Here is a 21,050-nt window from a genome sequence, read left to right on the forward strand (position 1 = left end):
CATCCGACAGGCGACGAGATCCGTCTCAACAAGCAAGACGGGGTAGCGTCGATGCCCATGACCTCCGTGCGCTGGGCGAGCGTCGCGACCGTCGCGGGCTGCGCACTGCTCGCGCTCGTCTGCCTCGTCGCGGTGCTGCGCGGACGGACCTGGGCGGCGCTCCCCGGGCTCCTCGCCACGGCGATCGGCTTCCGCGAGGTGCGTGTCCTCCAGCGCCACGGCCACTGACCCCGCGCGGCCCGGCAGCCACCGGATCTGCGCCCATTTTTCACTCGCTCCGACCGCCTCCAGCAGCGCTCGGGCGCGCGTCGCGGTGGCATGGTGGACAGGTGAACCTCTCCGTCGTCCCGACGCCGAACCGAGCGACCAGCCTGCCGCCGACGGCCTCGGACGTGCTCGCGACGACGGACTGGCGCCGACGCACCGCGGAGCTCTACGCGGAGGTCCGCCGGATCGCCGCGACCGACCCCGCCGCGGCGCACGCGACGTGGGTCGAGGGCCGCGACGAGCTGTTCGCGGAGCACCCCGCCTCTCCGCTCACCCCCGAGGCCCGCGGCGGTTTCCGTGGGCTCGTGGTCGCCCCGTACGACCCGGCGTTCCGCTTCGAGGTCCGGGTCCGGGCCGCGTCGAACCAGCGGCTCGAGGTCGCCACCGGGACCGACGGCATCGTGCCGTTCGAGCGCATCGGACGCGTCGAGCTGGCCGGCCTCGGGAGCCTGTCGGTGTGGGCGCTGCGCGGCTACGGCGGCGGGCTGTTCCTGCCCGTCAAGGACGGCCTGGCCGGCCGGCCCGGCGGCACGTTCGGCGGCGGACGGTACGTGCTCGACACCATCAAGGGCGCCGACCTGGGCCGACGCGACATGCCCGGCGGACCGCTCGTCGTCGACCTCAACTTCGCCTACAACCCGTCGTGCGCCTACGACCCGGCCTGGGCGTGCCCGCTCGCGACCCGCGGGAACGTGCTGGTCGCCGAGGTCCCCGTCGGCGAGCTCGTGCCCGAGCCCGCCGTGCACCTCGGGGACCAGCGCTAGCGTCGTCGCCATGCGACCGCGCCTGCAGGAGATCGTCGTGGACTGTGCCGACCCGGCTGCGCTCGCGGAGTTCTGGGGCGGCCTGCTCGAGGCCCGGTGGGCGGTGCGCGACGAGTCCTGGGCCATGGTCGACGCCGACCCGCTGCTCCTGGCGTTCCAGCGCGTGCCCGAGCCCAAGTCCTCGCCCAAGAACCGGTTGCACCTCGACGTCCAGGTGGCCGACGCCGGTGTCGCGATCGCGCGCGCGACGGCACGAGGGGCGCGCGTCCTGCGCGAGCCCGAGGTCGGACCTGGCGGCGACGGCTATGTCGTGCTGGCCGACCCCGAGGGCAACGAGTTCTGCTTCGTCATCGACAACGGCGGCACCTGGACGGCGAGCATCCGCGCCGCTCTCGACGCCGCGCCGGAACCCCCGGCGTAGGATCCCCGGCGTGATGCGGACGGCGGGGCGATGACGCGGAAGGTGCCGACCGTCTACGACGTCGCGGCGCTCGCCGGGGTCTCGATCGCGACCGTCTCGCGGGTCTTCCGGCGCCCGGACCAGGTCACGCAGGCCACCAAGGACGTCGTGCAGACAGCCGTCCGGGACCTCGGGTACGTGCCGAGCGCGAGCGCTCGTGGGCTCGCCGCCCGGCGTGCCGGGGCGATCGGCCTGTGCTTCCCGGACTTCGACGGCATCGACGAGCTCGGCCCGGTGACGTTCAGGAGCGGGCCGGTCCGCGTCGTCCCCGATCCTGCCGGCGACTTCGAGCCGACGGGTGACCTGTACATCAGCGAGGTCATGCGCGGGACCGAGATCGAGGCGTGGCGCCACGGTCTGGCCGTGACGATCGCCGTCGCTCGTGGCACCGGTCGGACCGAGATCTTCGACAACCTCGCCGGCCGGGTCGACGGGATGGTGACGCTGTCGCGGACGGTGCCGGACGACCTGCTCGCCCACATCGCGCGGCGGATCCCCGTGGTGGTGATCGCGGGTCCGCGCACGAACGACGACTACGACCACGTCACCACGGACAACGCCGCCGGGATGCGGGCGATGACCGAGCACGTCATCACGGCGCACGGGATCACCGACCTGGCGTTCATCGGCGGGCCGGCCGACTCTCCGGACGCCAAGGACCGCTTCGACGGTCATCGGGAGGCGCTGCGTGCGGCCGGCCTGCGCGTGCCGCGCGGGCCCCGGATGCGCGGGGACTTCACGCGGGCGGGTGGGCGCGCGGTCGGCCGCGCCCTCGTGGACGAGGGCGACCTGCCACGTGCGCTGATCTGCGCGAACGACCAGACGGCGCTCGGCATCCTCGACGTGCTGACCCAGGCCGGCGTGCGGGTCCCGCAGGACGTGGCGCTCACGGGCTTCGACGGGATCGACGGGACCCAGCAGTCCAGCCCGCGCGTGACGACGGTGCACCAGCCTATGCTCGAGCTAGGCCGTGCAGCGGTGGACACCCTGCTGCGTCGGCTGAGTGATCCGCAGCAGGCACCCGAGTCCCGCACGTTGCCGGTGGAGGTCCTGCTCCGAGAGAGCTGCGGGTGCCTTCCTGTCGTGTCGAGCGCGACCGACTTCAGCTAGTCCCCGGATCCCCGGCCCCCGGATCCCCCTGATGTACGCGCGCACCCCCCGGTTGCACGGTGCAATGTATGCGCATACATTGCACCTAGGCGCCGAGCACCGAAGCTCGCGCGCAGGAGCAGCGCCTCACGCAGCTCTCGTGACGACGACGACACGAAGGAGAAGGACGCCATGACCAATGGCTCCCGGCGGGCGCCACGGCGACTCGCTACTGCGCTCGGGGTGGCTCTCACCGCCGCCCTGGCGATCACAGGATGCTCGGCGAACGTCCAGACACCCGAAGGCAGCGCCTCGAGCGCGACCGGGTCGCTGCTCGTCGCTGCCGACAACGGCTCGCCCACGTTCGTACGGAACTTCAACCCGTACTCGCCGAGCAAGCGGAACACCGCGACCATCATCTACGAACCCCTGTTCGTGACGAACTCGCTCGACGGCAAGGCGGTGCCGTTCCTCGGGACCGCGTTCACGCAGCCCGACGCGAAGACGATCGTCGTGGACATCCGTCAGGGCGTGACATGGTCCGACGGCGAGGCCTTCAGCGCCGCCGACGTCGCCTTCACCTACGACCTGCTCAAGAAGTTCCCTGCCCTCGACACGACCGGCGTCTGGCAGCACCTGGCCGACGTCAAGGCCGACGGCTCGAAGGTCACGATGACGCTGACGGCCGAGGACGTGCCGGCCGCGGCCATCGTGCTCAGCGTCCCGATCGTCTCGGAGCACCTGTGGAAGGACGTCGCCGACCCGGTGACCGCGACGGACGAGAAGCCCGTCGGCACCGGCCCCTACACGCTCGGCGAGTTCGGCCCGAACCAGTACAAGCTCGAGAAGAACGCGACCTACTGGCAGGCCGACAAGGTCGCCGCGACCGAGCTCGTGATCCCCGCGTCGAACACGCAGCTCGACGTCGTGAACAACGGCTACGACTGGGCGTACGCGTTCATGTCCGACGTCGAGAACACGTGGGTCAAGGCCGGCAAGGGCAACACGTACTGGTTCCCGCCGGGCGGCACGATCAGCCTGCTGCCGAACCTCACCAAGGCACCGTTCAACGACGTGAACTTCCGCAAGGGGCTGTCTGCTGCGCTCGACCGCTCGTCGATCGCGGAGGTCGCCGAGGAGGGCTACGTGCAGGCCGCGGGCCAGTCGGGCCTGCTCCTGCCGAACCAGGAGGCCTGGCTCAACTCGGCCCTGCCTGACGGCGGCGCGATCACGCAGGACGCGGCAGCCGCGACCGACCTCTTCGCGAAGGCCGGCTACACGAAGTCGGGCGACAAGCTCGTCGACAAGGCCGGCCAGCCGCTCACGATCGCGATCACGACGGCCAACGGCTGGACCGACTGGCTGCGCGGCGTCCAGGAGGTGCAGAAGCAGCTCCAGGCTGTCGGCATCACCGTCACGATCAACCAGCCGCAGCCCGCGGCCTACCAGCAGGCGATCCAGAACGGCGACTTCGACCTCGCGATGGGGTCGTTCGGCGGGACCGGATCGGTCTACCAGGACTTCAACAACCTGCTGAGCAGCGAGTTCCTGCAGCCCGTCGGCACGAGCACGACCGCGAACTTCCAGCGGTTCTCCGACCCGGCCGTCGACGCCCTGCTCGCGGACCTCAAGGTGACGATCGACCCGGCCAAGCAGAAGGACATCGCCAACAAGCTCCAGCAGGCGATGTACGACCAGGTGCCCGTGATCTCGATGTTCTACGGCGGCCTGTGGGGCCTGTTCTCGGACAAGGCCTTCACCAACTGGCCGAGCAAGGACAACCCCTACGCCACCCCGGCGACGTGGGGCTCCAACCCGCTGCTCGTCCTGACGAACATCACCAAGGCCGGTAGCTGACCGACCCGCGCGACCAGGCTCGCGGGAGGGGCGACATCATGCTTCGCCCCTCCCGCGAGCCTGGTCGGACGCCGGCCCGTCCGGCACCCTCGTCCCCGCATCACGAACGTCCCGACGAAGGGGAGAACCCCGTGCGGTACATCCTGCGCAAGCTCGGCTTGCTGCTGCTCACGGCATGGGCCGCGATCACCCTCAACTTCCTGCTCCCCCGGCTCATGCCCGGCTCGCCGGCGGACGCGGCCCTCGCGAAGCTCGCCCAGGCCGGTCCCGTGAGCCCTGCGACCAAGGCCGCGATCGAGGCCCAGCTCGGCGTGCCGACCGGCAGCGCCTGGTCGCAGTACGTGCAGTACCTGGGCAACGTCGCCCATCTCGACTTCGGGGTGTCGTACACGTTCTTCCCGCAGAGCGTCTCGTCGCTCGTGACGTCGGCGCTGCCCTGGACGCTCGTCATGGTCGGGCTCGTCACCATCGTCGCGTTCCTCATCGGGACGCTCGTCGGGGTGCTCGCGGCCTGGAAGCGCGGCACGTGGCTCGACACGCTGCCCACGCTCGGCGGCACGTTCACCTCCGCGTTCCCGTACTTCTGGACCGCCCTGCTGCTGCTGTTCTTCCTCGGGTACGTGCTGCGCTGGTTCCCGACGTCGGGCGCGTACGGCGCGTCCGTGAGCCCCAACCTCAGCGCGACGTTCTTCGTCGACGCCCTGCACCACGCGGTCCTGCCCGCGCTGACGATCCTCATCACGTCGCTCGGCGGCTGGATCCTCGGGATGCGCAACACGATGATCAACACCCTCGGCGAGGACTACGTGACGTTCGCCGAGGCCAACGGCCTGCGCAGCCGCACCGTCGCGCTGCGGTACGCCGCCCGCAACGCGATCCTGCCGAGCCTCACCGGCTTCGGCCTCGCGCTCGGCGGTGTCGTCGGCGGGTCGCTGCTCGTCGAACGGGTCTTCAACTACCCCGGCGTCGGCTACCTGCTCTACAACGCCGTGACCAACCAGGACTACCCCCTCATGCAGGCCCTGTTCCTGATGATCACCATCAGCGTCCTGATGGCGAACTTCATCGTCGACATCCTGTACGGCTTCTTGGACCCGAGGACACGGCGATGACGACGCAAGCGATGCTCCCCGAACCCACCGGTGCACCCCGACGCGACATCGGGTCGACGGTCGTCCCCCCGCTCAAGGGGCCCGCGTCCCCGTGGCGCGTGCTGACCCGGGCCGTCGAGACCATCTGGAGCAACAAGAAGGCACGCCTCGGCGTCGTGGTCCTGGGCGTCTTCGTCCTGCTCGCGGTCCTCGCACCGCTCATCGCCCCCTACGGCGCGTCCGAGAACGGCTTCGGTCGCAACCAGCCCGGCAGCGCCGCGCACTGGTTCGGGACGACCGCAGCCGGCGAGGACGTGCTGTCCCAGGTCGTCTTCGGCGCGCGGATCTCGGTGCTCGTCGGCTTCCTCGCCGGGTTGCTGTCGACGCTGATCGCGGTGCTCGTCGGGCTCTCGTGGGGCTACGTGCGCGGGCCGCTCGCCGACGTCGTCAACTTCATCGTCAACCTGTTCCTGGTGATCCCGGGCCTGCCGCTCATGATCGTCGTCGCGGCCTACCTGCAGAACGGCGGGCTGGCGATGATCATCTTCGTCGTCGTCATCACCGGCTGGGCGTGGGGTGCGCGCGTGCTGCGCTCGCAGACCCAGTCGCTGCGCGGCCGGGACTTCGTCACCGCGGCGCAGTTCGCGGGCGAGGGCTCCTGGCGGATCGTCTTCCGCGAGATCCTGCCGAACATGACCTCGCTCATCGCGGGGAGCTTCTTCGGTGCGGCGACCGCCGCGATCCTCGCCGAGTCCGGTCTGTCGTTCCTCGGCGTCGGGGACACCACGACCGTCAGCTGGGGCTCGATGCTCTTCTGGGCCCAGAACTCCAACGCGATCCTCACCGGCCAGTGGGTGCTGCTCTTCGCGCCCGGCCTGTGCATCGCGCTGCTCGCGACCTCACTCACCCTCATCAACTTCGGGGTCGACGGACTGTCGAACCCCCGACTGCGGGAAGGAGCGGGTCGATGAGCCTGCTGGAAGTCACCGACCTGTCGGTCGTGTACGAGCCGCGCGGAGCCGAGCCGACGTACGCCGTGAAGGACGCGACGTTCTCGCTCGAGCGCGGAGAGTTCGTCGGGCTCGTGGGCGAGTCGGGGTCGGGCAAGTCGACGATCGGGTTCGCGATCACGAGGCTGTCCAAGCCCCCGGCCCGCGTCACGGCGGGACGCATCCTGTTCGACGGCACGGACATCGCCGGCATCGAGGCCGAGGACCTGCGGCGCCAGCGCCAGGGCGGGTTCGCGATGGTGCTGCAGTCGGGCATGAACGCGCTCAACCCCGTGCGCTCGATCCGCCACCACTTCGGTGACATCTTCGCTGCGCACGGCCACGTGCCGCGGGACAAGCGGCTCGCCCGGGCGCGCGAGCTCGTCGAGAAGGTCGAGCTGCCCGTGTCGGTGCTCGACCGGTACCCCGGCGAGCTGTCCGGCGGGATGCGTCAGCGCGTCTCGATCGCGCTCGCCCTGTCGCTCGAGCCGCAGCTCATGGTGTTCGACGAGCCGACGACCGCGCTCGACGTCCTCGTGCAGCACGCCGTGATGAACACGATCCGCGAGCTGCAGCGCTCCGAGAACTTCACGGCGCTGCTCATCAGCCACGACCTGGGCGTCGTGCTCGAGTCGACGTCGCGCGTCATGGTCATGCACGAGGGCGTGATCGTCGAGGACGCGCCCGCCGAGCAGATCCTGCACGCCCCGCGGCACGAGTACACGCGGATGCTGCTCAGCCACTACGCGGACCCCCGCGCCGAGGTCGTCGAGCTGCCCGGCCTCGCGGTGCGCGGCGGGACGATCGAGACCTCGGGCCGGTCGGTCGCGGCGTCGTCGGGGAGCTCGCAGGCCCCGCGCCTCGCCCACTCGCCGATCGTCGTCGACGACGTCAGCAAGGTGTACCCACCGCCCCGACGCGGCCAGGACCCGGTCACCGCCGTCGACCACGTGTCGTTCACGCTCGAGCCCGGCCAGGCCATGGCGCTCGTGGGTGCGAGCGGCTCGGGCAAGAGCACGATCGCCAAGCTCATCACCGGGGTCGAGAAGCCCACGTCGGGCAGCGTGCAGTTCGGCGACGTGCGCGTCGAGACCCTCGGCCGCCGGGGGCTCAAGGACCTGCGGCGCGAGATGCAGATGGTCTTCCAGGACCCGTACTCCGCGCTCAACCCGCTGCACACCGTGGAGTACACGCTCACGCGACCCGTCGTGAACTACACGGCGCTGCGCGGCGTCGAGGCACGCCGCCGCGTCCTCGAGCTGCTCGACACCGTCGGCCTGACCCCCGTCGAGCAGTTCGCCGCGAAGCTCCCGCACCAGCTCTCGGGCGGCCAGCGGCAGCGCGTCGTCATCGCCCGCGCGCTCGCGTGCGACCCGCAGGTCCTCATCGCCGACGAGCCCGTCTCGATGCTCGACGTCTCGCTGCGGGCCGGGGTGCTCGCGCTGCTCGACGACCTGCGCGTCCAGTTCGGGGTCTCGATGCTGTACATCACGCACGACCTGCTCTCCGCGCGCCTCGTGACCGACCAGATCATGGTGCTCAACCGCGGTCGCGTCGTGGAGTCGGGCGACACCGCGCAGGTGCTGCGGTTCCCCCAGGACGAGTACACGGTCGAGCTGCTCGACGCGATCCCCCAGCCGGCCCGGGCCGGAGGCGCCGCATGATGCTGCACTTCCCCGAGGGGTTCCGTTGGGGGTCCGCGACCGCGGCCCACCAGATCGAGGGCAACAACCTCAACACCGACTGGTGGGCTCGCGAGCACGCCCCCGGCACCACGATCGCGGAGCCGAGCGGCGACGCGTGCGACAGCTACCACCGCTACCGCGAGGACATGGAGGTCCTGGCCGACGTCGGCCTCGGCACCTACCGGTTCTCGCTCGAGTGGGCGCGGATCGAGCCCGAGAAGGGCTTCGTGTCGCGGGCCGAGCTGGACCACTACCGCCGCATGGTCGAGACCGCGCGCGAGCTCGGCATCGAGCCGATGGTCACGCTGCACCACTTCACCATCCCCCGCTGGTTCGACGCCGAGGGCGGCTGGCTCGCCCTCGACGCGGTCGACCGGTTCACACGGTTCACCGAGGCGGTGCTGCCCGTGCTCGACGGGGTCGAGCTGGTCTGCACGATCAACGAGCCCAACATGGTCGCGATGTTCGCGGGCGACGACCCGGCGCACGCCGAACCCACGACGCTGCAGGCGTTCGGCCAGCCCGCGCCGAACCCTCGCGTCGCCGACACGCTGCTCGCCGCCCACCAGTCCGCCCGCGAGGTGCTCGCCGCCGCGGGACCGTTCCGCTCGGGCTGGACCGTCGCGACGCAGGACTTCCAGCCCGAGCCCGGCTGCGAGGAGCTCGCCCGCGCGTACGGCTACCCGCGCGACGCGTGGTTCCTCGAGGCCGCCCGCGGCGACGACTGGGTCGGGGTGCAGGCGTACACGCGCACGAAGATCGGGCCCGGCGGCCCGCTGCCCGTCCCTGCCGACGCCGAGAAGACCCTCACCGGGTGGGAGTTCTACCCCCGGGCGCTCGAGGACGGCGTCCGCCTCGCCCACGCGATGGTGCCCGGCGTCCCCGTCCTCGTCACCGAGAACGGCATCGCGACCGCCGACGACACGCGCCGGATCGCCTACACGCGAGGCGCGCTCACCGGCCTGCACGCGGCGATCGCGGACGGCATCCAGGTCGAGGGCTACCTCTACTGGAGCCTGCTCGACAACTACGAGTGGGGGTCGTACGGGCCGACGTTCGGTCTCGTCGCCGTCGACCGCGAGACGTTCGCGCGCACCGTCAAGCCGAGCGCGCGCTGGCTCGGCGACGTCGCGCGGGCCAACGCGGTCGAGGCCGACCCCACCGCGGCCGACCCCACCTCTGCCGAGGCCGACGCGTGACGACGTCGGCGCTCGCGGGCGTGCTGCGCGGCGGGGCCACCCGCATCGAGCTCTCCGCGGCGGGGGACGTCCGGGCGATCCGCCACGGCGACGCCACCCTCGTGAGCCAGTACCTCGCCACGGCGCACGACGCCATGGTGGGCGGAGTGTTCCTGCGCCGTCGCGCGCCGGACGGCACCGTCGAGTCCGCCGCACTCGTGGGCGGGCACGCGGACGGCACGTTCGCGGTCGACGACCGGTGCGCGCGCTGGTCCGGCCGGGCCCTCGGCGCGCAGTACGCCGTCACGCTCACGCTCGACCCGGACGGCGTGCTCTGGGTGTGGCGGGTCGACGTCTCGGCGGACACCGCCGACGCGGATCGGGCGCCCGACGACGGCGCCACGTACGACGTCGTCGTCGCCCAGGACCTCGCGCTCGCCCCCGAGGCGATGTCCACGAGCAACGAGCCGTACGTCAGCCAGTACGTCGTGCACCACGTGATCGACGACCCGCGCGCGGGAGCCGTCGTCGCCAGCCGTCAGACCATGGCGACGGCACCGGTCCTCCCGCTCGCGCTGACGGCGGTGGTCGAGGGCGCCCGCGCGTACCTGACCGACGGGTTCTCGTTCTACGGGCTCGGCGCCAAGCTCGACGGGCACGCCGCGGCTCTCGACGACGCGGACTGGGAGTCGCTGACCTACCAGTACGAGTTCGCGATGCCGACCCTGCTCGGGCCGTCGTTCGACCTGACGGCTCCGCGCACGGTGCATGCCGTGACCGCGTTCGTGCCCGACTACCGCGGCGAGCTCGCCGACGCGCAGCACGCCGTGCCGGACCTGCTCGACCGCGCGGCCGCGCTCGCTGCTACGACCGCGCCCATGTCGTCGTCGGCGACCCCGGGCCGGCACTCAGACCCGGAGGCCGAGCCCGACCACCAGGGCGCCGCCGGGGTCCGGGTGCCGTCCCAGCGGTCCCTGCTCGTCTCGGCCCGACTGCTCGCAGGCGACGACCTGACGACGGACGAGCTCGTCGGCCTCACGACGACGTCGGCGGGTGCTGCCGAGGTGCTGCGGCCCGAGACCGCCCCCGACGGGACGCTCCTGTCGTACTTCACCGCCGACGCGACCCACGTCGTCAGCCGGGCCAAGGAGCTGCTCGTCGAGCGTCCGCACGGCCACGTGCTCAAGGCCGGCTCCGACGTGACCCCGAACGTCGACGTGTTCTCCGCGACCGCCTACGCGTACGGGGTGTTCGCGTCGCACGTCGTCGTCGGCAACACGTCGGCCAACCGGTTCGTGTCGGTCCAGCGCAACCACCTCAACCTGCTGCGGTCGAGCGGGGTGCGCGTCCTCGCCCGGATCGACGGTGCGTGGCGGCTGCTCGGGGTGCCGTCGGCCCTGGTCCTGGACCTCGGCGGGCTGCACTGGGCCTACGCGACCGGGGCGGGGCGTATCGACGTGCGGACGACCGTGCGGTCCGACGCGCGGGGCCTCGAGGTGCGGGTCGACGCCGAGCACGCCCTCGACCTGCTCGTCACGGTCGACGTCGAGCTCGGGGAGGGCCGCTGGTCCGCGACGAGCGAGCTCGACGGCCGGGCCCTCGTGTTCACGGCCGATGCCGGGACCGACGTCGCCGCACACTGCCCCGACCTCGCCTACGTGCTCGCGACCGCCGCGGGCCGCCTCGGTGACGACGCCGTGCTGTTCCCGGACGCGCGTGCGCGGGACACCTCGGTCGTCACCGTCGAGTTCGACGCCGCGACGAGCGCGTCGATCGTCCTGACCGGTGACCTCGAGGGCAGCGCGGCCGCGCTCCAGGTCGCCCGCGACGGCATCGACCACCCGCTCGACGTCGAGGCCGAGCTCGCCGCGCACCGCGCGTACGTCGCCGACTTCACGCGTCACCTGCACGTCGAGGGCGACGGCCGGCTCGCCGAGCTCAATCTCCTGCTGCCGTGGTTCACCCAGAACGCCCTCGTGCACTTCCTCGTCCCGCACGGGCTCGAGCAGTTCTCGGGTGCGGCGTGGGGCACGCGCGACGTGTGTCAGGGCCCGCTCGAGCTCAACCTGGCGTTCGGGCACCTCGACACCGTGCGGGACATCGTGCTGCGGGTCTTCGCCCACCAGCTCGTCGACGGCACGCTCCCGCAGTGGTTCATGTTCGACGCCTACCGCGAGCGCTACCAGGACGACGCGCACGGCGACGTCGTCGTCTGGCCGCTCATGGCGCTCGGCGAGTACCTGGCCGCGACGGGTGACACCGGGGTCCTCGACGCCGAGGTCCCGTTCTGGGACCACGCCCACCGCAGCCCGGGGACCGTCCCCGTCCCGGTCTCCGAGCACGTGCGCCGGTCGCTCGACCACATCCGTTCGCACCGCGCACCCGGCACCCAGCTGCTCTCGTACGGCGAGGGCGACTGGGACGACACGCTGCAACCGGCGCAGGCCTCGATGCGCGAGGAGATGGCGTCGGCGTGGACGGTCGCGCTGCTGTACCAGGCGACCCGCACGCTCGAGGGCCAGCTGCGCGGCACCGCGCACGCCGGCCTCGCGGCCGAGCTGGGCGCCGAGGCCGACACGATCGCCGCGGAGTTCACGGACCGGTTCGTGATCGACGGCGTCCTCGCGGGCTACGTCGTGTTCGCGCCCGAGGGCCCGTGGCCGGTGATCCACCCGACCGACGACCGCACCGGTCTGCACTACCGGCTCATCCCCATGACCCGGTCGATCATCGCCGGGCTGCTCACGCCCGACCAGGCGCTGCACCACGAGGCGCTCGTCGAGGAGCACCTGCACTTCCCCGACGGCGTCCGGCTCATGGACCGGCCCGCACCGTTCCACGACGGGATCACGCGGTACTTCCGGCGCGGTGAGCAGGCGGCGAACTTCGGCCGCGAGGTCGGGCTGATGTACACGCACGCGCACGTCCGCTACACGCAGGCGCTCGCGACGCTCGGCCGGGAACGGCTCGTCACCGAGCTGCTGCGGATCAGCCCTGTCGGGCAGCACGACCGGCTCGCGACGAGCGCGCCACGGCAGCGCAACTGCTACTACTCGTCGTCCGACGCGGCCTTCACCGACCGGTACGACGCCGCGGCCCACTTCGACGGGCTGCGGGACGGGACCGTGGCGGTCAAGGGCGGCTGGCGCGTCTACTCGAGCGGCCCGGGCATCTATCTGCGGCAGGTCGTGCAGGGCGCGCTCGGGATCGTCGAGCGCGCGGGCGCCGTCGTCGTCGACCCGGTCCTCGCGCTCGAGGACGACGGCACGACGATCGGGATCGACCTCGGCGGGGTCCACCGCACCGTGCGGTACCACGTCGAGCCCGGCGACGCCCCGGTGCGCGTGGAGATCGGCGGCTGGCCGCTGCCGGGCGTCGAGGTGCCCGCGGCCTACCGGCGGGGCGGCCTGCGGATCGACCTGGCCGAGCTCGGGACGGACGCCGCGGCGGTGATCGAGGTGCACGTCGGGACCGACCGCAGCACGCTCACGGCGTGAGCTGGCAGACCACGCAGCGGTAGAGCTTGCGCGCGGCCATGAGCTCGACGAGCACCGGTGCGCCGCACACCCGGCATGGCCGGCCCGCGCGACCGTAGACCCAGTGCCGTTCGTCGCGGTCGACGAGCGCGACCGCCCGGCCCGCGTCGTCGAGGTCCTCGCGCGTCAGCATGACGCCGGTGGCGATCCCGTCGTCGAGCAGCGTCGCCCAGTCCTGCCACAGCGCCCGGGCCAGGTCGGTCGGGACGCGGCGACCGGGGGTCCACGGGTCGAGCCGCGCGCGGAACAGCAGCTCGGCGCGGTAGATGTTGCCGATCCCCGCGACGACCGACTGGTCCATCAGGAGCTGCCCGACGGGCGTCGCGCGCGTCGTGAGCCGCCGCACGACGACCTCGCCCGCGGCCTCAAGGTCAGGCTCGGTCGCGGGGTCCGGTCCCAGCCGCGCGACCGCGACCTGCGCGGCCGACGGGTCGAGCACCTCGCACGCCGTCGGCCCCCGCAGGTCCGCGACGCTCTCCCCGGTCGCGATCCGGACGCGCACCTGCCCGACGGGCGGCGGCGGGAACACGTCGGGCTGCCCGTCGGAGCGCACCGCGAGGTCGAGCTCGCCCTCGCCCATCCGCACGGCCCGGCGCAGCCGCGGGGCGCCCATGCTGCCGAACGCGACGCCGCCCTCGGTGAGCGGCGAGATCCGCCCGAAGAAGTCCCACGCGCCGTACAGGCCGAGGTGGACGCGCAGCACGTCGCCGCCCTCGACCGTGAGGAACAGCTGCTTGCCGACCGCGCGTGACGCCACGAGCACGCGCCCGTCGAGGCGTGCGGCCCCCGCCGCGAACCGTCCCTGCGGGGACGTCACGGTCAGCCGGTGCCCGACGAAGTCGCGGTCGAGCTGCCGCGCGATGCGGTGGACGGTATGACCTTCAGGCACGGTCGCCCAGCGTAGACGGCTGCGTCTGCTGGACGGCTACGGCTACGCCTGCGAGGCCGGGTGCAGCACCGTCGCGGGTCAGACCACCTCGGCCCGCTGCCACCAGGCCGCGGTCGCCCAGAGCCCGAGCACCCCGACGAGCACCGGGAGCGCGAGCTGCACCGGGGTGACGCTCGACGCGAGCTCGGCACCGCCCATCCCCGACCACAGCCCGGGAGCAGCCCACGGGAACCAGGCTCCGGCCCCGAAGACGGTCACGACCTGGGTCACGACGACGATCCCGATGAGCGCCGCCACGGCCGGCAGGTACCCCCGCCCGGCGCTCGCGACCAGGGCGAGCGGCAGGGCGAGCAACGTGGTGAGCACCGCGACGGTGACGGGCAACGCGACCGCCCGCGCGATGTCGTCGACACCGGCCGGGCCGTCGAGCCCGATCACCAGGCCGATCGGCACCGCGACGACGGCGGCCAGCACCGAGGCCGCACAGCCCCAGCCGAGAACCAGCAGCCCCTTCGCCCACGCGATGCGGTCACGGCTCACGGGCAGCGCGTACAGCGATCCGATGGTGCCGTCCGAGTACTCCCGGCCGAACACCCACGAGACCACGAAGCCGACGCCGAGAAACGCACCGACCGAGAGCAGCTGGGCCATCAGGCCGAGGTAGTCCGACCAGGTCGACCCGGTGATCATCGTGCTCACCTTCGCGGACAGCTGGCTGTCACCGCCGGCGAGGTACGCCGCCATGAAGCCTGCGGCCAGGGCAGGCATCAGCACCACCATGAGCGCGCTCGCCACCGCGACGACGCGGGAGCGTCGCATCTTGAGCAGCTCGACGGCGAGGGCGGCGCGCATCACTGCACGCCCTCCGGAAGGTCGGGCTCGGCGGCGTAGACCATGTCGAAGAAGCGCCGTTCGAGGTCGGCACCGCCGGGGTCGAGGCGGCCGATGACGACGCCGCGGTGCATCACCGTGATCGTGTGCGCGATGCGTGCGACCTCGTCCAGGTGGTGGCTGGAGACCAGGACGGCGGCGCCACGCTCGGCCGCGTCCCGGAGCACCCTGCGGACCACGAGGACGCCGCGCGGGTCGAGGGCGTTGGTCGGCTCGTCGAGCAGGAGCACGGTCGGCCGGTGCACGAGCGCGCACGCGAGGCCGAGGCGCTGGCGGTTGCCGAGGGAGAGCACCCGGGCGCGGCGACCGGCCCACGGCGTGAGCGCGAGCGCCGTGACCGCCTCCGCAGCGGCCCGCTCGGCGTCCTCGCGGGCGAGCAGGTGCAGCCGCGCGGCCGCCACGACGTTCTCGGTGACCGTCAGCTCGGGGTAGGCGAACGGCGTCTCGATGAGGTGCCCGACGCGCGCCCAGTCGTCCGGGGTGCAGGCGGCCACCTCGTGGCCGTGCACGGTGGCGGTGCCGGAGTCGGCGTGCACCATGCCGAGCAGCAGGCGCATGAGGGTCGTCTTGCCGGCGCCGTTGAGCCCCACGAGCGCGTGGATCTCGCCCGGGAGGACCTGGAGGTGGACGCCGTCGACGGCGGTGATGTCCCCGAAGGCACGGCTCAGGCCGCGCGCCTCGAGGGTTGCGGTCCCCGTGCTCGCGGAGGCGAGCTGGATCGGGTCAGCCATGGTGGGCTCCTGAACGGTGTGGACTGTGGTTCGGTTGCGCGTGCGCCGGCTACCGCGCCGCGTCGGGTGCGTGCGGCAGGGCCTCGAGTGCCGCGACGACGCGTGGGCCGAGCGGCCCGGCGTCCGGGTCGACACCCCAGTCGACCAGGGCGGCCATGATCGCGCCGAGACAGGCGCCGGTCGCGACGATCGCCTCGACGTGCGGGACACCCGTGTCCTCGAGCGCGGCCACGACGATCGCCTCGGTGGCCCGGCTGCTCTCCTGGCTCGCAGCCCTCAGGGCGGGGTGGCGAACAGCGAGCCGGATCCGGTCGCGCGTCTCGCCCATCGCCATCTCGGGCATCTGGCTCCACGCGGCGAGCAGGCCGCGCCGGACCCGCTCGAAGGCAGGCAGGTCGACAGGCTGCTGCTGGACCGCCTCGGCGATGAGCGGGTCGTACGGGTCGCCGACGACGACGGACTCCTTCGTCGGGAAGTGCCGGAAGAACGTCATGTGCGAGACACCGGCGGCGGCGGCGATCTGGGCCACCGTCGTCTCGTCGTAGCCACGCTCGAGAAAGAGCCGCAGGGCGGTGCTCTGCAGCAACGCCGACCTGCGTTCAGCGCGAGTCGTCACCGCTCAAATGTTAGTGACTAACATCGCGCGAGGCAAGAGAGTGTCCCGCACCACCGCGAGCCGGTTCGGCGCCTACCGCCCGGTCACGGTCCAGGTCCCCGCGGCCAGGTCGATGAGCCGCGGCAGGATCACGTCGCCCGCGACGCGCAGCCCGTCGTGCAGGTGCTCGTTGGTGACCCAGACCTGCGCGTTGCCGATCCCCGCGGCCGTCCCCAGCGCGAGGTCGAGGTCGACGTACGGGTCGTCGAAGTACTGCACGGCAGCGACCGGCACGTCGTTGGCGGCGAGCCGGTCGAGGTCGTACAGCGCGGGCCACGACGTGCGCGCGGCGAGCACGTCGGCGGCCGCCACGAACGGCTGCAGCGCGCGGTGCTCGGCGTACATCCACGGGAAGATCGCCTCGCCGGTGAGCTGCAGCGGCCTCGCACCGACCGCGAACGACGGCCACCGGTCGTGCTCGGCCTGGGCCGCCCAGCCGCCGGCGCGCTCGCCCTGGTGGTAGATGACCTCCTGCAGGACGGCGTACAGCGGGTTCGCCTCGAACGCGGTCTCGTGCGCGACGGCGGCGCCGAACGCCGACGACGGGTCGTCCGTGCCGTCGTCGAACGCCGTGTCGAGCAGCCAGTGCAGCGCATCGATGCCCGTGCTCATGCCGAACGGCATGCCGAGCATCTGCAGGCGGGAGACGCTGAACGGTTCGCCGGTCGGCAGGGTGACGTCCCCGACGGCGAGCCGGTCTGCGAGACGGTTCAGCGCGTCGACGTCGGACGGGTGCAGCCGCGCGAGCTCACGGTTGCGCGCCGCCTGACGCGGGTAGGTGCTGCGGTACACGTCCTCGGCGGTCGCGGTCGTGCCCGGCAGGCCGCCCGTCACGTAGCAGGCGGTCAGCGCCTCGGGGTGCCGGGAAAGGTAGACGAGCGTGAGGAAGCCGCCGTACGACTGGCCGAGGGTCGACCACTGCCGGCCGCCGTAGACGGTCGCCCGCAGGTGCTCGGCGTCCGCGACGATCGCGTCGCCACGGAAGCACGCAAGGTAGTCGGCGGTCACGTCCGCCGTGGGGAACCGGCCGATCACCCGGCCGTCGACGCGCGAGGACCGGCCCGTCCCGCGCTGGTCGAGCAGCACGACGCGGTGGGTCTTGGTGGCGGTCGCGAGCCAGCCACCGGGCATCGGCCGGGGGCCCTGGCCGCCCGGGCCGCCCTGCAGGAACAGCAGCAGGGGCAGGTCGTCGGCCGCCCGCTTCGGGTCGACGACCTCGCGGGCGAACACCTCGATCGACCCGAACCGCGCGGGGTCCGCCCAGTCGACCGGGACCTGGACCCGGCGCTCGCGCACGAGCAGCCCCGCCGCCCGGTACTCCCCCGCCGCTGCGTCCCCGACCTGGGTGATCTCGCTCATCGGCCCACCGTAGGCCACTGCAGTGGTCGCCGAGGGGCCCACATCCTGACCCCCGTCTCAGGCCCCGCACAGACGAGCCACAGGCCCGGGGCGCTGGATAGAGGCCACACCACGAGACCCACCCGGGAGCGTCCCATGTCGCAGTACCTGCTCTACGCCGTCGACCTCGTCGCGATCAGCGTCCTCGTCCTCGGCCTGTACTTCCCCCGTCACCGCCGCCGCGACCTCGTCGTCGCCTACCTGGGCGTCAACGTCGGCGTGCTGGCCGTCGCCGGGGCGCTCGGGCAGAGCACGGTCGGCGCCGGACTGGGGCTGGGGCTGTTCGGTGTGCTGTCGATCATCCGGCTGCGGTCCACCGAGCTGACCCAGCACGAGGTGGCGTACTACTTCTCGGCGCTCGCGCTGGGCCTGCTCGGCGGGCTGCCGGGCAGCTCGACGGGGCTGACGATCGCGCTCATGGCGCTCCTCGTGGTCGTCCTCGCGGTCGGCGACAGCCCGCGCCTGTTCCCCCGCTACCGCCAGCAGGTCATGGTCCTCGACCGGGCCATCACCGACGAGGTCGCGCTCGTCGCGCACCTCGAGCAGCTGCTGGGCGCGCGCGTGCACCGGGTGGCCGTCCAGCGCGTCGACCTCGTCAACGACACGACGTCGCTCGAGGTCCGCTACGAGCTCGGCACGGGCCCCACGGCCCGCACACCCGCCGAGGACCAGCCCTCCTGGCCGGGCGCGACGCGATGACGACCGCCATCCTGGGCGCCCTCGACGCGCTCGCCCCGATCGACCTCGACGAGCTCAACGCCCTGGCTGCGCTGCAGACGCGGATCGACCGCAAGTACCTCGTGCCGCTCGTGGCGCTCGACGGACTGCTGCAGGAGCTCGAGCCCGGCGCCCGGATCCTGCAGATCGGCGCCGACCGCGACTTCGCGTACGAGTCGGTGTACTTCGACACGCCCGACCTGACGAGCTACCTGGGAGCGGCCCGGCGTCGGCGTCGGCGCTACAAGGTCCGCACCCGCACGTACGTCGACTCCGCCGAGTGCTGGGTCGAGGTCAAGACGCGCGGGTCGCGCGGCAGCACCGTCAAGACGCGGCAGGAGCACGACCCGGACGCTCGGGAGCGGCTGACGACCGACGCCCGCCGGTTCGCCGACGGGGTCCTCGACGACGCGCACCTGCCCGAGGCCGTCGACGGCCCGCTCGCGCCGACGCTCGTGAGCCGGTACCGCCGCACGACCCTCTACCTGCCGGGCACCCAGAGCCGCACGACGCTCGACACCGACCTCGTCTGGACGGCCGCCGACACGGGCGAGGAGCTCGCACTGCGCGGGTTCGCGGTCGTCGAGACGAAGACCGGCTCGACCCCGTCGTCCACCGACCGCCTCCTGTGGCGGCACGGCTACCGCCCGCTGCGGATGTCGAAGTACGGCACCGGCATGGCGGCCCTGCACCCGGAGCTGCCGGCCGCCCCGTGGCGACGCGTCCTCGACCGGCACCTCACGCTCGCCCTGCACTGACCCTTTCCCCCACCCCTTCCCCTCACCTGGAGCTCACGATGCGACGTCCCACTGCCACCTTCCTTGCCCCCGCCGCGATCGTCGCGGTGCTGCTCGCGGGCTGCTCGTCCACGGCGACGCCCGCCGGCACGACCAGCACGTCCACCTCCTCGACGTCGTCCGGCACGACCACGACCGCCATCGCGGCCACCGATGCGAACCTCACGGTCGAGCAGGCGCTCGCCGCAAACACGGCGGCCCACACCGCCGAGTCCACCTGGGACGAGTCCGCCGAGGTCGCGATCGCCCTCACGGGTTCGTCCGCCACGGTGACCGGCGAGGGCGTGACCGTCGACGGCTCGACCGTGACGATCACCGCGCCCGGCACCTACCGCATCACCGGGACGCTCGACGACGGGCAGGTCGTCGTGAGCAGCGCGGCCGACGGGCTCGTGCGGATCGTGCTCGCGGGCGCCGACGTCTCGAGCTCGACGACGTCTCCGCTGCAGATCATGGACGCCGACCAGGCCGTCGTCGTGCTCGCGGACGGCACCACGAACCACCTGTCCGACGCCGCGACGTACGTGTACCCGGATGCGACGACCGACGAGCCCAACGCGGCCCTGTTCTCGACGGCCGACCTCACCATCACCGGCACGGGCGCGCTGACGGTCGAGGGCAACGCGAACGACGGCATCTCCAGCAAGGACGGCCTCGTCATCGAGTCCGGCACGATCACGGTCACCGCGGCCGACGACGGCATCCGCGGCAAGGACTACCTCGTCGTGTCCGGCGGGACACTGACGGTCGACGCGGGCGGGGACGGCCTCAAGTCCGACAACGCCGACGACGCCGCCCTCGGCTACGTGTACGTCGCGAGCGGCGAGATCACGGTGACGTCCGTGGACGACGGCGTGGCCGCAGCGACCGACGTGATCGTCGGCGACGGGACCCTGACGGTCGTCGCCGGCGGCGGCAGCACGGCCCAGCTCGCGGCCGACGCCACCCCGAAGGGCCTGGTCGGTGACGTGTCCGTCGTCATCGGCGGCGGCCAGGTCATGCTCGACTCGGCCGACGACGCCATCCACTCCAACGGGGTCGTGTCGGTCGCGGGCGGCGAGGTGACGATCGCCGCGGGCGACGACGGCATCCACGCGGACAACGCGCTGCAGATCAGCGCCGGCTCGGTCGACGTGACCCGCTCGTACGAGGGCCTGGAGTCGACGGCGATCACCGTGGGCGGCGGGACGGTCTCCGTGGTGGCGAGCGACGACGGCGTGAACGCGTCGACCGGCACGACGTCCGCCGGCGCGGGCGGGGCGGGTGGCGGGTCGATGGGCGCCGACGGCAGCTCCCTGACCATCACCGGCGGCACCCTCGTCGTCGACGCCGACGGTGACGGCCTCGACTCCAACGGGTCGATGACGATGTCGGGCGGCACGGTCGTGGTGTCCGGGCCCACGACCAGCGGCAACGGCTCGCTCGACTACAACGGCACGTTCGACATCTCCGGCGGGGAGCTCATCGCGGTCGGCTCGTCCGGCATGGCGCAGACCCCGTCCGCGACCTCCACGCAGTCGTTCGTCGGCCTGACGTTCTCCGCGCAGCAGCCCGCCGGGACGGTCGTGAACATCCTGGCCGCGGACGGCTCGGTCGTCGCCGCGTTCGACTCGACGAAGACCTTCAGCTCGGTCGTCTACTCCTCCCCCGCGGTGGTGACCGGCCAGGAGTACCAGGCGGCGGTCGGCGGGACCGTGACCGGCACGACAGGCGGGCTCGCTTCGGCCGACGCGCTCGGGACGGCCGGGTCCAGCATCGCGGCCACCGGGACGGCCGGTGAGGTCGCGGCCGGGATGGGCGGCGGCGGGCAGATGGGCGCCGGGCGTCCCGGCGGTCGGGGCTGAGCTCTCAGCGCTCCGGCTGTGCGGCGTCCCGGATCTTCTGCAGGAGCGTCGCCAGCTGGACCCGCTCGGGGGGCTCAGCGTCGCCAGGATCGCCTGCTCGGTCTCGAGGTGGGCGGGCAGGGTCGTCTCGACGGCCGCCCGTCCCGCCTCGGTGAGGGCGATGACCGTGCCGCGGCCGTCGTCGGGGTCGGGGGCCCGGCGGACGAAGCCAC

At 72.6% G+C, this 21,050-nt stretch carries 18 protein-coding genes; 13 read left to right on the forward strand and 5 right to left on the reverse strand.

The genetic code is table 11. The annotated features are described in order from the left end of the window. Positions 1–57: 57 nt before the first annotated feature. The 10 genes from DDP54_RS18365 (at position 58) to DDP54_RS06350 (ending at position 12,877) form a co-directional block, all read left to right on the forward strand. A complete protein-coding gene (locus tag DDP54_RS18365; protein WP_197711328.1) occupies positions 58–228 on the forward strand; it encodes a hypothetical protein in 171 nt (56 codons plus the stop codon). 143 nt (positions 229–371) lie between these two features. Continuing rightward, positions 372–1,031 (forward strand): DUF1684 domain-containing protein, encoded by a 660-nt coding sequence (locus DDP54_RS06310; protein WP_109132395.1) that lies wholly within the window; start codon positions 372–374, stop codon positions 1,029–1,031. Positions 1,032–1,041: 10 nt separating this feature from the next. Further along, a complete protein-coding gene (locus tag DDP54_RS06315; protein WP_158274467.1) occupies positions 1,042–1,452 on the forward strand; it encodes a VOC family protein in 411 nt (136 codons plus the stop codon). Between the two features lie 30 nt (positions 1,453–1,482). Next, positions 1,483–2,601 (forward strand): LacI family DNA-binding transcriptional regulator, encoded by a 1,119-nt coding sequence (locus tag DDP54_RS06320; protein ID WP_109131029.1) that lies wholly within the window; start codon positions 1,483–1,485, stop codon positions 2,599–2,601. Positions 2,602–2,823: 222 nt separating this feature from the next. Continuing rightward, complete coding sequence (locus DDP54_RS06325; protein ID WP_242448254.1) at positions 2,824–4,437, forward strand: ABC transporter substrate-binding protein; 1,614 nt, start codon at positions 2,824–2,826, stop codon at positions 4,435–4,437. Between the two features lie 131 nt (positions 4,438–4,568). After that, the gene (locus DDP54_RS06330) at positions 4,569–5,549 is read left to right on the forward strand and encodes an ABC transporter permease (protein WP_109131031.1); all 981 of its coding nucleotides are present in this window, start codon (positions 4,569–4,571) and stop codon (positions 5,547–5,549) included. Next, positions 5,546–6,499, forward strand: a complete 954-nt coding sequence (locus DDP54_RS06335) for an ABC transporter permease (RefSeq protein WP_109131032.1) — start codon at positions 5,546–5,548, stop codon at positions 6,497–6,499. Before DDP54_RS06330 ends, DDP54_RS06335 begins: the two co-directional genes overlap by 4 nt. Then, positions 6,496–8,181, forward strand: coding sequence for an ABC transporter ATP-binding protein (locus tag DDP54_RS06340; protein WP_109131033.1), 1,686 nt, complete (start codon positions 6,496–6,498; stop codon positions 8,179–8,181). The genes DDP54_RS06335 and DDP54_RS06340 overlap by 4 nt, the downstream gene beginning before the upstream one ends. Next, complete coding sequence (locus DDP54_RS06345) at positions 8,181–9,401, forward strand: family 1 glycosylhydrolase (protein ID WP_109132396.1); 1,221 nt, start codon at positions 8,181–8,183, stop codon at positions 9,399–9,401. The genes DDP54_RS06340 and DDP54_RS06345 overlap by 1 nt, the downstream gene beginning before the upstream one ends. After that, positions 9,398–12,877 (forward strand): hypothetical protein, encoded by a 3,480-nt coding sequence (locus tag DDP54_RS06350; RefSeq protein ID WP_109131034.1) that lies wholly within the window; start codon positions 9,398–9,400, stop codon positions 12,875–12,877. The genes DDP54_RS06345 and DDP54_RS06350 overlap by 4 nt, the downstream gene beginning before the upstream one ends. Here DDP54_RS06350 and DDP54_RS06355 read toward each other — a convergent pair. The 5 genes from DDP54_RS06355 to DDP54_RS06375 all read right to left on the reverse strand — a co-directional run bounded on the left by DDP54_RS06355 (position 12,867) and on the right by DDP54_RS06375 (position 17,441). After that, positions 12,867–13,805 carry a DNA glycosylase gene (locus tag DDP54_RS06355; RefSeq protein WP_109131035.1) on the reverse strand — a complete coding sequence of 313 codons (939 nt, stop codon included), beginning with the start codon at positions 13,803–13,805 and terminating at the stop codon, positions 12,867–12,869. The genes DDP54_RS06350 and DDP54_RS06355 overlap by 11 nt on opposite strands. Positions 13,806–13,883: 78 nt before the next feature. Then, complete coding sequence (locus DDP54_RS06360; protein ID WP_242448255.1) at positions 13,884–14,657, reverse strand: ABC transporter permease; 774 nt, start codon at positions 14,655–14,657, stop codon at positions 13,884–13,886. Further along, positions 14,657–15,427, reverse strand: coding sequence for an ABC transporter ATP-binding protein (locus DDP54_RS06365; protein ID WP_109131037.1), 771 nt, complete (start codon positions 15,425–15,427; stop codon positions 14,657–14,659). Before DDP54_RS06365 ends, DDP54_RS06360 begins: the two co-directional genes overlap by 1 nt. 49 nt (positions 15,428–15,476) lie before the next feature. Further along, positions 15,477–16,043: a TetR/AcrR family transcriptional regulator gene (locus DDP54_RS06370; RefSeq protein WP_109131038.1), complete on the reverse strand. Its 567-nt coding sequence runs from the start codon at positions 16,041–16,043 to the stop codon at positions 15,477–15,479. 72 nt (positions 16,044–16,115) lie between these two features. Then, entirely contained in the window at positions 16,116–17,441 is a 1,326-nt protein-coding gene (locus DDP54_RS06375; protein ID WP_109132397.1) for an alpha/beta fold hydrolase, read from the reverse strand. 135 nt (positions 17,442–17,576) lie between these two features. On the opposite strand from DDP54_RS06375, the gene DDP54_RS06380 reads away from it, so the two are divergent. From DDP54_RS06380 to DDP54_RS06390, 3 genes are read left to right on the forward strand one after another with little or no spacing between them, the layout of a single operon-like run. After that, positions 17,577–18,179 (forward strand): DUF4956 domain-containing protein, encoded by a 603-nt coding sequence (locus DDP54_RS06380; RefSeq protein WP_109131039.1) that lies wholly within the window; start codon positions 17,577–17,579, stop codon positions 18,177–18,179. Continuing rightward, a complete protein-coding gene (locus DDP54_RS06385; RefSeq protein WP_109131040.1) occupies positions 18,176–18,955 on the forward strand; it encodes a polyphosphate polymerase domain-containing protein in 780 nt (259 codons plus the stop codon). Before DDP54_RS06380 ends, DDP54_RS06385 begins: the two co-directional genes overlap by 4 nt. Before the next feature lie 38 nt (positions 18,956–18,993). After that, positions 18,994–20,838: a carbohydrate-binding domain-containing protein gene (locus DDP54_RS06390; protein WP_109131041.1), complete on the forward strand. Its 1,845-nt coding sequence runs from the start codon at positions 18,994–18,996 to the stop codon at positions 20,836–20,838. Positions 20,839–21,050 lie beyond the last annotated feature (212 nt).

It is taken from the genome of Cellulomonas sp. WB94, assembly GCF_003115775.1.
GTDB lineage: Bacteria > Actinomycetota > Actinomycetes > Actinomycetales > Cellulomonadaceae > Cellulomonas_A.

What these genes read in the sequence shown, in the direction of transcription:
- DDP54_RS18365 (WP_197711328.1), top strand. Translation starts at nt 58, where the DNA reads ATGACCTCCGTGCGCTGGGCGAGCGTCGCGACCGTCGCGGGCTGCGCA.
- DDP54_RS06315 (WP_158274467.1), top strand. Translation starts at nt 1,042, where the DNA reads ATGCGACCGCGCCTGCAGGAGATCGTCGTGGACTGTGCCGACCCGGCT.
- DDP54_RS06320 (WP_109131029.1), top strand. Translation starts at nt 1,483, where the DNA reads ATGACGCGGAAGGTGCCGACCGTCTACGACGTCGCGGCGCTCGCCGGG.
- DDP54_RS06335 (WP_109131032.1), top strand. Translation starts at nt 5,546, where the DNA reads ATGACGACGCAAGCGATGCTCCCCGAACCCACCGGTGCACCCCGACGC.
- DDP54_RS06340 (WP_109131033.1), top strand. Translation starts at nt 6,496, where the DNA reads ATGAGCCTGCTGGAAGTCACCGACCTGTCGGTCGTGTACGAGCCGCGC.
- DDP54_RS06345 (WP_109132396.1), top strand. Translation starts at nt 8,181, where the DNA reads ATGCTGCACTTCCCCGAGGGGTTCCGTTGGGGGTCCGCGACCGCGGCC.
- DDP54_RS06360 (WP_242448255.1), bottom strand. Translation starts at nt 14,657, where the DNA reads ATGCGCGCCGCCCTCGCCGTCGAGCTGCTCAAGATGCGACGCTCCCGC.
- DDP54_RS06365 (WP_109131037.1), bottom strand. Translation starts at nt 15,427, where the DNA reads ATGGCTGACCCGATCCAGCTCGCCTCCGCGAGCACGGGGACCGCAACC.
- DDP54_RS06375 (WP_109132397.1), bottom strand. Translation starts at nt 17,441, where the DNA reads ATGAGCGAGATCACCCAGGTCGGGGACGCAGCGGCGGGGGAGTACCGG.
- DDP54_RS06380 (WP_109131039.1), top strand. Translation starts at nt 17,577, where the DNA reads ATGTCGCAGTACCTGCTCTACGCCGTCGACCTCGTCGCGATCAGCGTC.
- DDP54_RS06385 (WP_109131040.1), top strand. Translation starts at nt 18,176, where the DNA reads ATGACGACCGCCATCCTGGGCGCCCTCGACGCGCTCGCCCCGATCGAC.
- DDP54_RS06390 (WP_109131041.1), top strand. Translation starts at nt 18,994, where the DNA reads ATGCGACGTCCCACTGCCACCTTCCTTGCCCCCGCCGCGATCGTCGCG.